The sequence below is a fragment of the Ornithinicoccus halotolerans genome, from assembly GCF_009602535.1.
GTDB lineage: Bacteria > Actinomycetota > Actinomycetes > Actinomycetales > Dermatophilaceae > Ornithinicoccus > Ornithinicoccus halotolerans.
The window spans coordinates 1-11011 of sequence record NZ_WIQI01000092.1 but is presented as its reverse complement, the minus strand read 5'-3'; the positions used below and the strand labels follow the sequence as shown (position 1 = coordinate 11011).

At 75.2% G+C, this 11011-nt stretch carries 10 protein-coding genes; 4 read left to right on the top strand and 6 right to left on the bottom strand.

Going from position 1 to position 11011, the window contains the following annotated elements:
* Together GFJ45_RS13005 and GFJ45_RS13000 are read right to left on the bottom strand one after the other, a co-directional pair.
* The coding region (locus GFJ45_RS13005; protein ID WP_194288661.1) for an exodeoxyribonuclease V subunit gamma at positions 1–765 on the bottom strand (765 nt) is incomplete at its 3' end.
* A gap of 66 nt (positions 766–831) precedes the next feature.
* Positions 832–1743, bottom strand: coding sequence for a LysR family transcriptional regulator (locus GFJ45_RS13000; protein WP_153397892.1), 912 nt, complete (start codon positions 1741–1743; stop codon positions 832–834).
* 90 nt (positions 1744–1833) lie between these two features.
* Between GFJ45_RS13000 and GFJ45_RS12995 the strand changes: the two genes are divergently transcribed.
* Positions 1834–2814: a DMT family transporter gene (locus tag GFJ45_RS12995; RefSeq protein ID WP_153397890.1), complete on the top strand. Its 981-nt coding sequence runs from the start codon at positions 1834–1836 to the stop codon at positions 2812–2814.
* A 143-nt stretch (positions 2815–2957) separates the two neighbouring features.
* Entirely contained in the window at positions 2958–4172 is a 1215-nt protein-coding gene (locus GFJ45_RS12990) for a saccharopine dehydrogenase family protein (RefSeq protein WP_153397889.1), read from the top strand.
* Between the two features lie 3 nt (positions 4173–4175).
* Here GFJ45_RS12990 and GFJ45_RS12985 read toward each other — a convergent pair whose 3' ends face one another.
* From GFJ45_RS12985 to GFJ45_RS12975, 4 genes are read right to left on the bottom strand one after another with little or no spacing between them, the layout of a single operon-like run.
* Positions 4176–5585, bottom strand: a complete 1410-nt coding sequence (locus tag GFJ45_RS12985; protein WP_153397887.1) for a hypothetical protein — start codon at positions 5583–5585, stop codon at positions 4176–4178.
* A gap of 4 nt (positions 5586–5589) precedes the next feature.
* Positions 5590–6900 (bottom strand): CHAT domain-containing protein, encoded by a 1311-nt coding sequence (locus tag GFJ45_RS16425; RefSeq protein ID WP_194288660.1) that lies wholly within the window; start codon positions 6898–6900, stop codon positions 5590–5592.
* On the bottom strand, positions 6897–8318 hold the full coding sequence (locus GFJ45_RS16420) for a hypothetical protein (RefSeq protein WP_194288659.1): 1422 nt from the start codon (positions 8316–8318) through the stop codon (positions 6897–6899). The genes GFJ45_RS16425 and GFJ45_RS16420 overlap by 4 nt, the downstream gene beginning before the upstream one ends.
* Positions 8319–8327: 9 nt before the next feature.
* Complete coding sequence (locus tag GFJ45_RS12975) at positions 8328–9683, bottom strand: hypothetical protein (RefSeq protein WP_153397882.1); 1356 nt, start codon at positions 9681–9683, stop codon at positions 8328–8330.
* Between the two features lie 172 nt (positions 9684–9855).
* Here GFJ45_RS12975 and GFJ45_RS12970 point away from each other — a divergent pair, with 172 nt between their 5' ends.
* Positions 9856–10371, top strand: a complete 516-nt coding sequence (locus GFJ45_RS12970) for a cupredoxin domain-containing protein (RefSeq protein WP_153397880.1) — start codon at positions 9856–9858, stop codon at positions 10369–10371.
* 5 nt (positions 10372–10376) lie between these two features.
* Positions 10377–10820: a hypothetical protein gene (locus GFJ45_RS12965; protein ID WP_228386992.1), complete on the top strand. Its 444-nt coding sequence runs from the start codon at positions 10377–10379 to the stop codon at positions 10818–10820.
* Positions 10821–11011: the final 191 nt, after the last annotated feature.

Sequence of the window (11011 nt, the reverse complement as noted above, 5' to 3'; positions counted from 1 at the left end):
TCCCCCCAGCGGGTCAGCGACGTTGGCCACGCCGGTCTCCTCCCGGAGCACCTGCTGGGTGCGCAGCGCCACCTCGGTGACCGGCATCCGGGTGTGGCCGAACAGCGAGAGCCGGCCCGGCAGCTCCAGCCCGTCCGCGCCCTGCTCCAGGCGCGCGATGGTCTCGGCGAGGCGGACGTCCGGGGGCGGGGCGTCGACCCGCTCCAGCACCCGGCGCCACAGCTCGGGCTGCCAGCCGAGGTCGGCCTCGAGCGGGTGGCCGAGGCCGTCGGTGTCACGGCCCTCCCGCCAGTCGGTGACCAGCTGCGGGCGCTGGGTGGCGTAGCCGCTGAACAGCCCGGCCAGCCGGCGCGCGACCGACCACCGGCGCCCCTGCCGCAGCTCGGCGTCGTCGCCGGTGTCGCCGTGCCCCAGGTGCCGGGCGAGGGTGGCGCACCAGTCCTCACCGAGGCTCTCGTCGATGGCCTGCAGCACCGTCCAGGCGAGCCGCTCCGGCTCCCAGGGGTCGTCGCGCTCGCGGCCGAGCAGGAGGGCGACCAGGGAGTGCGGGTTGAGGAAGCGCACCCCCGCGCAGACGCCGTCGCCACCGCGGTCACCGGCGCCCAGCCGGTGGGAGAGGCGCTGGGTCAGCCACCGCTCGACGCCACGGGCGGGCACGACGACGACCTCCTCGGCGAAGGGGTCCGCCAGCGGGTTCGCGAGCAGCCCCGCCAGTCCCTCGACGAGCACCCCCGTGTCGGCGCCCCGGTGCACGACCAACGTCACGCGGCAACCCTAACCAGCCGGACCGACAGCGCCGGTCCGGGCGGCGGGACGACCGAGCACGTGCCGCTACGTGCTGACCAGGCTGGAGGGCTGCTCGGCGGCGGCTGCCTCGAGGGTCAGCGCGAGCGCGCGCTGGACCACGGGCTGGTCCGCTGAGTCGCGGAGCACGATGGCGTGGATCGCCCGGGTGGGCGTGGGGTCCACGATCGGCCGGCGGACGACGCCGTCGGGCAGGTGGGTGGCGCCGAGGGCGGGCATCACGGACAGGCCGAGGCCACGGGCGACGAGCGCGAGGGCGGTCGGGTAGTCGTGGGTCTGGATCCGGAAGGCCGGCTGGAACCCCACGGCCGCGCAGGCGTCCAGGACGATCCGGCGGCACGGGCCGTGGCCGTGCTCGTTGTCGATCCAGCTGTGGTGGGCGAGCTCGGCCATCGGCACCGAGTCGCGGGCGGCCAGCGGGTCGTCATGCCGCATGGTCACCACGTAGCTGTCCTCGGCGACCGGGTGGGACTGGTAGCCGGCCGGGGTGCCGACGCCGGGCGGGAGCACCAGCAGCTGCAGGTCGGGCCGGGGGCGCCGGGCCGGGTCGTGGGTGTCGGACACGTACAGGTCCAGGCTCGTGTCGGGGAACTCCCCGACCAGTGGCCCGACGATGTCGGGCAGCCAGGTGGCACCGAGCGAGGGGAAGTAGCCGAACGTCAGGGTGGCGCTGCGGCCGGCGCGCAGGGCGCGGACGAAGTCGTGCAGGTCCCCGAGCTCACCCAGGACGCCGTCCACCCGGGCGGCCAGCGCGCGGCCGGCCGGGGTCGGCTCGATCCCGCGGCCGACGCGGCTGAGCAGGGTGATGCCCACCTCCTTCTGGAGCTGGCTGATCTGCTGGCTGATGGCCGAGGGGGAGTAGCCGAGCGCGTCGGCGGCACCGCGCACGGAGCCGGTGGCGACGAGGGACCGCCAGGCTCGCAGCTGCTGGATCTCCATGGCGGCAGCCTACCGATCGTTCAGCGCAGCTGTACAGTGCTTCAGAAATGTGCGCTTGACCTGAATCGGGCTGGTGGCGACGATCTCCTCATGACCAGCCGCGTGGCAGCACCGCCCCCCACCGACACCGACCAGGCGAACTCGCCGCTGGTCCTGGGTGCGGCGGCGGTGACGGTCGTGCTGTGGGCCTCCTCGTTCGTCGTGATCCGCAGCGCCGGCGAGTTCTACGCCCCCGGGTCGATGGCGTTGCTGCGCATGGTGGTCGGCAGCCTCGCGCTGGGGCTGGTCGCGGCCGCCGTGGGGGTGCGGTGGCCGCCACGACGGGCGCTGCTGCTGATCGTCGCCTGGGGCCTGGGGTGGTTCTGCTTCTACAACCTGGCGCTCAACCAGGCCGAGCGCACGATCGACGCCGGCACCGCCGCCATGCTGGTCAACCTCGCGCCGCTGATCGTCGTGGCCCTGGGTGGTCTGGTGCTGGGCGAGGGGTTCCCGCGGGGGCTGCTGGTCGGTGCCCCGCTGGCGTTCCTCGGTGTGGTGCTCATCGCCAGCGGCTCGTGGACCGGCCGGGCGGCCATCTCCGGGGTGCTCCTCGCCGTCGTCGCGGCGGTGCTCTACGCCGGTGCCGCGCTGGTCCAGAAGCGACTGCTGCGGACGGTCGACGCCACGACCCTGACCTGGCTGGGAGCGAGCGCGGGCACGGTCGCGCTGCTGCCGTGGGGCGGGGCCCTCCTGCGCGATGTCCAGGCGGCACCCGCGTCCGCGACGCTGGGCGTGCTCTATCTCGGCGTCTTCCCCACCGCCGTGGCCTTCACCACATGGGCCTACGTGCTCTCGCGCACCTCAGCGGGCAAGACCGCGGCGACCACGTACGTCGTGCCGGCCGTGACCATCCTGCTGTCGTGGGTGCTCCTCAGCGAGGCGCCGACAGCGATCATGCTCACCGGCGGGCTGCTGTGCCTGGTCGGGGTCTACATCACCCGCCTCCGCCGTCGGCCCCGGCCCGCTGACATGGCTTCGGGGCCGGGCACCGCGGCTGGCGCCTCCGGGGCGGCCCGACAGCCCGCGGGCTAGCGCACCCAGCGCACGGGTGGTCTCGCGATGCGGTGCGCGCCGATGCCGAAGGCCGCACCCTGGGAGCAGCGGAGTCGCCGCGGTCGACGGGCCACCAGGTGACTGACCGTGACCAGATGGCCACTCGAGCGCCGGAGGGAACCATGACTGCCCGCACCGCCGACCGCCCCTTCGACCTGGTGCTCTTCGGCGCCACCGGTTTCACCGGTGGCCTCGCCGCCGACTACCTGGCCGCCCACCTGCCGGCCAGCGCCCGCTGGGCCATCGCCGGCCGCGACCGGGCCAGGCTCGACGCGGTCGGCGAGCGCCTCCTCCGGGGCAGCCCGCGTGCCCCCGTGCCGGAGCGGCTCCATGCCGACGTCTCCGACGGCGACTCGCTGCGTGCGGTGGCGGGGTCCACGCGGGTGGTGGCCACCACCGTGGGGCCCTACCTGGAGCACGGCGAGCCGATGGTCGCCGCGTGCGCCGCCATGGGCACCGACTACGTCGACCTCACCGGCGAGCCGGAGTTCATCGACCGGATGTACCTCAGCCACCACGCGGCGGCCGTGGAGTCAGGGGCGCGCCTGGTGCACGCGTGCGGGTTCGACTCCGTCCCGCACGACCTCGGAGCACTCTTCACGGTCAGCCAGCTGCCCGCCGACGTGCCGCTGACCGTCCGCGGGGTCGTGCGCAGCAACGCGATGATGTCCGGCGGAACGTTCCGCTCGGCGCTGGGGCAGCTGGCGCGGCCCCGGCAGCTGCGGCAGGCGTCGGCCGCGCGCCAGCAGCGGGAACCACGTCCCGCCAGCCGCCGGGCACGTCGTCGGGGGCGCTTGCCGCGCCGAGACGCCGACCTTGGCCTCTGGCTGCTGCCGCTGCCCACCGTCGACCCGGTGGTCGTCCACCGCTCCGCGGCCGGGCGGGCGGACTACGGCCCGGACTTCTCCTACGCCCACTACGCCGGCATCCAGCGGCTGCCCACCCTGCTGGCGGCAGCGGCCGGCATCGGTGGACTCCTCGCCGCCTCGCAGGTGCGGCCGCTGCGCCGTCTCCTGGGCGCCCGCGTCCCGCCGGGCGCGGGCCCGTCACCGGACCGACGGGCCCGCTCGTGGTTCACGGTCGACTTCATCGGCGCCGGGGGAGGCGACCGCGTGCACACGCAGGTGCGCGGTGGCGACCCGGGCTATGACGAGACCGCGAAGATGCTGTCGGAGGCGGCCATGTGCCTGGCGTTCGACGACAACCCGCCGACCTCCGGACAGGTCACCACGGCCGTCGCGATGGCCGACCACCTCCGGCAGCGGCTGGTCGACGCCGGCATGTCGTTCACCGTCCTGCAGCCGGCGTCGCAGACCGAGGGCCGCACCACCGGATGAGGGTCAGGGCGCGCTGGCCAGCTCCGGGAGCCTGACGGTCGGGTCGCCGAGCAGCACCAGGCTCTGCCGGTCCAGCGCGGTGAGCCGGAGCCGGGTGAGCGTGGGCCGGACCGTGGTGTCGTGGTCGTTGACGAGCAGCTCGTAGAACTCCACCCACTCGCTGTGGAGCGCGCCGACGGTGCTGCGGTAGTCCTTGAAGGCGTGGCCGATCGGCTGGCCGGCGTGCAGGTTGGCTGCGAGCGCGTTGACCAGCAGCCCGGCCAGCCCCTGCCCGGTGTGGGGGTCGCGCAGCGTCCAGTCGAAGGTCGGCTCCACGTGCCCCATGACCGCCCGGACCGGGTCGGCCCGGCCGAGCAGGGCGACCGCCGCCGGGGCAACGGTCGACCCCAGAGCGGCGACGTTCTCCACGGTGTCCAGGACCGGGCCGGCCGGCAGCAGCCCTGGGTACTTGGACGCGCCGTCGCTGCCGGCCGAGCAGCAGGCCTGCGAGTACCAGACCGCGCCGCCGGGGACGGCTGCGACCAGGTCGTCCAGCGGGACCGGGGCGCGGGTCGCGTCGACGGGCAGGCCGAGGCCCGCGCGCAGGGTGTCGTGGTCGCCCTCGGCGAGGCCGTGGCTGGAGGTGACCACGAGGGCCGGGCGGGTCGCGGCCAGCCGGTCCAGCAGCCCCGCCCCGGTGGCGGAGCCGTCGGTGAGGTGCTCGTAGCGGGGCAGCTGCGGGTCGGTCAGGCGCCCGGCCAGCGGGTCGGCGATGACGGCGCGCATGTCGGCGGTGATGTCACCGGGGTGGGAGACCGTCCACTGCAGCGGGGCGCGGACGTCGACCTCGGCGCCGTCGAAACCGTGCAGCAGGGCGCTGACGTAGTGGCCCAGCCCGTCCTCGGCCAGCGGCAGCCGGCCGACGTGGTGGCGGGTCTGAAGGGTGTACTGCAGCCGCCACGGGACCTGGTCCGGGCCGCCGACGATGAGGATGTACCGCGGTAGCCGGCCCTTGCCGGTGCCGAAGGCAGAGGCCCCGATCGACGGATCCTGGAAGGTGCCGTCCGCGAAGTAGCGGCGCAGGTGCCGGTGCGGTGCGAGGACCTGGTCCGAGCCGTCGAGGGCCGGGCTCCAGCGCAGCATGACCGTGCCCGGGCGGCCGGCCAGCAGCTCCCGGATCGGCTCCGGGGCGTCCGCGCCGGTGGCCTTGGCCTGGTCGGGGACCTCGGGGTCGTCGCGCAGCAGCACCCCGTAGCCGACGTCGGGTGAGCGCCAGTCGGTGTCGTCGGCGGGGGCGCCGAGGTCCATCGGCTGCTGGGAGTGGGGGAGCCCGCCGCCGGAGCCCCAGCGGCTCGCCTTGTCAGCCAGCGGGCTGCGGGGAGCGGTCCCGATCCAGGCGTTGATGGCCACGCTGTCCGGGAGCCGCTCGGTCATCGGCTCAGCCCCCGGCGACCGGTGACGCGTCCTGGCCCCGGGGCTGCTCGGTGTCCCGGCCGGCGAGGGTGGCCTCCATCTGGGCGATCTCACCGATGAGCCACTCCCGGACCGCGGGGTCGAGGTCCTCGCTGCGCAGCAGGCCACGGAACTGGTCGAGCCGGCCCTGCACGCGGGCGTGCTCGTGCGCCTGGGTCCCGACCTCCGGAAGCACCCGCAGGTCCTCGCTCTGCACGTACAGGACCGGGTCGAGCCAGGCCTCGACGGTCGCCGGGTCGGGGTCGCTGAGCACCCGGCGGGGCGCCGTCAGCACCTGGGCCCAGTCGATGATCTGCTCGCCCCGGCCGGGCGTCGTCACCGCCGCGGCAACCGCGGCCAGCACCTCGGGGTAGAGCTGCCGGCAGAACCGGTCGGTGTCCTTGAGGTCGACCAGCCGGCGCATCCCGATGGCCGCGGTGAGGCCCTGGTGGACCAGCTCGTGGGCGAACGGGCGGCCGTCGGGGTCCTCGGCGTCGGCGGTCTGGCAGGCGGCCAGCACCACCAGCCACGGGTCGCTGTGGCTCAGCGCGCGGGTCAGCTCGGTCACCGTGACGTTGACCGAGCCGAGGTCGGCCTGTGCGGCGTCGACGTCCCCGACCGAGGCGAACGTCAGCACCGGCACCTTGGCCAGCTTCTGCCCGTGGCACAGCAGGTGCACCACGTGCGGCTCGGCCTCGGCGAGCTGACGGCACAGGCCCGGGGAGGTGCCCGCGATCAGCTCCGCGGACTCGTTCTCCTCCGTCATGGCGGCGACGACGTCCTCGTCACCGCTGATGACGTGCAGCGTGGTGGGCACGGCGGCCTCGGCGACGGCCCTGCGCAGCGCGGTGAGCTGCGGGCCCCCGTCCCGTCCCGCAGCGGACAGGACGGCGACGACCCGCAGCGGCGGCTGGAACGGCCGGCCTCTCACCGTGCTGACCCGGTCGGCGATGCGGCCGACCGGCCAGCGCTGGTCGAGGGCGCAGAAGCCCACCGGCGGCAGGTACACCTGCTCCCACGGGATGGCGTCGGCCGTGGCGGAGCGCACGTGGAAGTACAGCGGTGCGGGCTCGGTGTCCGGGGGCTGGCTGAGCGCCGTGCCGAGCACGCTGCGGAGGGGGTCCTGGTGGCACAGCAGGGTGCCCAGCGCCTGCCCGCGCTGCAGCAGGTCCGTCCCGGTGACGGTCGTGGGGTCGAGGTCGACGCTGGCGTAGTCGTACACCACGGGTGCCCGCTCCAACGTCGCCCTGACGTTGCGGCCGGCTCCCTGCGAGAGCCCGATCACGGTCCTGCTCATCGTGGTCCCCCGTGCCGGTCGATGACGTCCCGCAGCTCGCGCAGCGCCGCGGTCGCCCCCTGGTCGTAGGCGTCCCGCAGGTCGGTCCGGTCGTCGGCGGCGACCGCGCGTGCGGTCCTGGCCACCGTGGACCATCGGTCGTCCAGGTACCGGTGGGACGCGGCGACCCAGGCCGGGGCCTCCGGCGCCGGGTGCAGCCGGCTGGCGCCGGGCCACGTCACGGTGTCCGGCGGCAGCGCCGGCCCCGTCGGCATGGTCGGGAGCAGCTCGCCGTCGGGCAGCGGCGTCAGCGGCGGTGACGCCTCGGGCCACCCCTGCAGCAGGCTGTGGCGGACGTGCTCGGGCTGCACGTAGCAGAACAGCGACCGGTCCCACGGCAGCGCCTCGTCGCCCTGCGGGTCGGCGAGGTAGGCGTGCGCGCCGGCGAGCGCCCAGCCCTCGGGGTCCTCCTCGAGGCAGGAGTAGAGGGTGGGCCCGGAGCGGACCCGCCCGACCTCGTCGGCCAGCATCCGGGTGGCCAGGTCGGAGGCGTTGTCCGGCGGGGAGCCGAAGGAGAGCGTGGCGGCGCCGATCGAGTCGGTCAGCCGCAGCACCGCGTCCACGGGGACGAGGTTGGGGTTCTCGGTGGGGTCCTCCGGGTCCTGGGCCACCAGCAGCATCGGCTCGTCCCCGTCGAGGGTGGCGTCGGTGACCACGTGCAGCGACCGGACGGCGCATCCGGACAGGCCGGAGCGCACCCAGTCCGACCACGGGGTCGGCGTGGCCCGGCGACGCGCACCGCGGGGGTCGTGCAGGTGCCACCAGGACCCTGGCGTTACCGCCAGCGGCGGCGGTGACGCGCTGGCCCCGGCCGACGCCTCCGGCGCGCACAGCTGCTGCAGCCGCGCCGTCGTCGCGGCGTCGGCGAAGACGTGAACCGACAGCTCGCCGTCCACCCGCTCGCGCAGCCGGCCGAGCAGGGAGTACAGGTAGGGACCGGCCCAGTCCGTCGTGGGGTCGGCGTTGACGGCGATCGCGGCCGTCCACGCGGAGCCGAAGTCGATCGCCACCGGCAGCCGGTCCGGCACCCGCAGCACCGGCCGGCCCAGCACCGGGACGAGGTCCTCCTCCCAGGGCGCGCCGCCGAGGTACCCGTAGGGCGGCACCAGCCGCAGCCACAGCGCGGTCTCCTCGGGCAGCTCCTCCCGGAACACGGTGCCGACGTCGGTGACCAGGTCCGGCGGCAGCACCAGCCGGTCCGGATCACCCCGGCGCGGGATGCCGAAGTCCGTCGTCGCGTAGCGGCGCTCCCACCGGCGCGCCGGGGTGCCGTCCGGCATGTCGACCAGGGTGACCCGGATGACGGGCTCGTGGGCCGACAGGTCCAGCTGCACCCGCAGCACGGCCAGCCGCCACTGGCGGATCAGGAACTCGGCCACGAGAGCCCCCTACCCGGTGAGCGCGTGGAGCGCCCACCACGTGACGGTGCTGTTGATGTCCCCGTGCCCGGCGATCGCCGGCCCTTCCGGGGACTGGTCCAGGCCGCGCCGCTTCACCCCCGGCACGTCGCCGTCGACCTGGACGACGCCGGTGACGCGGTCCAGGTCGTACGGCGCCCCCTCGGTCATGGCCTTGCGGCTGTGCAGCAGGTCGTCGATGCCGGCCGGCCCGTAGCCGCCCAGCGCGCCGTAGCGGTGGGTGTCCCCGACCGCCGCGATGTCGGGCTCGCCCAGGTGGCTGCCCCGCACCGCCAGGTGGAAGGCCTCGTGCAGCGGGCGGTCGTGGCGCGAGTACGTGGTGACGACCGGGCCCACGACCTTGTCCAGGACGGGACGGTAGCCGCCGGGGACGCCCCGGTCGATGACCTCGTGGGCGAAGCACCACCGGTTCACGGCGGGCTGCAGCAGCAGCACGGACTGGATCGGCCGGGCCGAGCGCTGTGCGGCCGCCGCCGAGAGCACGACCCGGGCGCCGAAGGAGTGCCCGACCAGGTGCAGCCGCGCGTCCGAGTCGTCCAGGACGCGCTCGAGCAGGCCGGCCACGCCGGCGCCCCCGACCGTGCCGGCGCGGTCCTTCATCTGCCAGACCGTCGCGGTGCGCAGCAGCCCCCGCGGGTCCAGCCGGCCGCCGCCGGCGACGGTGGGCTGGCCGGGCCCCGAGGCCGCTGCCGAGGTGGTGGCGGCCCCGAAGTCGTCAGGGTCCGGTGGCGCCGGCGCCGTCCCACCCTCCAGGGCCCGCCAGCTGTCGACGAGCTCCTCCGGGGTGGGCGGGGTCGCCGCGTCCTCGGGGTCGTCACCGGGGGTCAGCGACGACAGGACCAGGCGGGCCGCCTCGTGGGCCTGCTCCTCGTCGACCGCTTCCACGCCGTCGACCAGCTCGGTGAGGGCGGCGAACTGCTCCGGGGGGAGATCCTCGCCCAAGAGGTGCAGCATCTCCTCGCGCTCGGCGTCCTGCGGGCCGGTGCCGGCGATCTCGGGCCCCTGCTCCCAGGGCAGCACGAAGCTGGTGGCCGGCCAGATGACGCCGACCAGCAGCGGGCGGTAGCCGGACGGCACGGGGAGGCCTACTCGGGCCCGCTGGGCTGCGTACCCGGTGATGAAGTCCAGGTACTTGTCGCGTGCGGAGTCGAAGGTGTTGTTCCAGCCGTGCGAGAAGACGAACACGTCGGAGGACCGCCGCAGCTCCTGCAGCAGCAACGCCTGCGTCCTGGGGCTGAGCAGCCGGCCGTTCTTGTCGAAGCGCAGCAGGTAGAGGTCCACCGCGCGCCCGTCACCGAGCTCGACGGTGGTGTACGGACCGATCATGGGGGAGTCCCCTCACACAGGGCGGGCCGGAGCCCCTTCGCCTGATGATCCCGCCGGCGTCCCCGGTGGTCAAGGGGCATTCCTAACGCCGTGTGGGCCGGTGCCAGCGACCCGGTGACGCGGTGAGCCGGGCGGGGCAATCCGCAGCCGCCCCCGCAGCCGTACCCCTGGCATGAGACTGCCGCGCACGACCGTCGCCGCCCTCGCCGCCGCCGCGCTCGTCGCCGGAGGGTGTGGCGGCGACGGCTCTGGTGGTGGCCTGTACGGCGGGGGCGGGGGAGGCGCCCCGGAGACCTCGCCCACCGCGGCCGAGGAGGAGACCACGGATGGGGCGACCGGCGACGAGACCACGGATGAGGCGACCGGCGACGAGACTGCCGAGGACGCCACGGCCACCGACGAGGACGCCACGGCCACCGACGAGGACGCCGCCGGCGCCGGGGAGGTGGTCATCACCATCTCCGACTTCTCCTACGACGTCCCTGACACCGTGCAGCCGGGCGCCGAGATCACCGTGCGCAACGAGGACACCGTCGGGCACACCGTGACCGCCGACGACGGGGCGTCCTTCGACGTGGCGGTCGGCCCGGGCGAGGAGGCCATCTTCACGGTGCCGCAGGAGGAGGGGGAGTACCCCTTCCACTGCGTCCCGCACCCGCAGATGACCGACACCCTCGTGGTCGGGTGAGGGCCATGACCGCGCCCTCCAGGGCCGACGCCGCGCAGACCCGGGCCGGGTCAGGCGCCGAGCTCGTGCTGCGCCTGCTGGTGGCCGCCGCGCTCGCCGTCGATGCCGTGGTGCACCTGCGGCTGGCCGACGCCATGCAGCTGGCCGCGCCCGGCGGCATCGGGGGCGGCACGCTGTTCCGGCTGCAGGCGGTCGCGGCCATCGTCGTCGGCCTGTGGCTGCTGGTCCGCGGCAGCCGCTGGGCCTACCTGGCCGCCGCGCTGGTGCTGGCCTCCGTGCTCGCGGCGGTCCTGCTCTACAGCTACGTGGACGTGCCGCCGGTGGGCCCGATCCCGCGGATGTACGACCCGCTGTGGGGCACGACCAAGCTCGTCAGCACCGTCGTCGAGGGGCTCGGGGCGGTGCTGGCGGTCATCGGCGCGGTCATCACCCGGCGCCGGGGGCGCTGAGGGTCCGGGCCGCCGGCGCGGGCGACGGTCCGCCGCGCGGGACCGGCGGCGGCCGATAGCGTGTGGCCCGTGGCACCACCCCTGGACCGTCCCCGCGACGACGCTCAGCAGCCCGGCGACGAGCCGACCGGGGCCGCTACCGGCGGCCCGGACTCGGCGCGGCTGTGGGACCCGGCCGTGCGCGAGGCGAT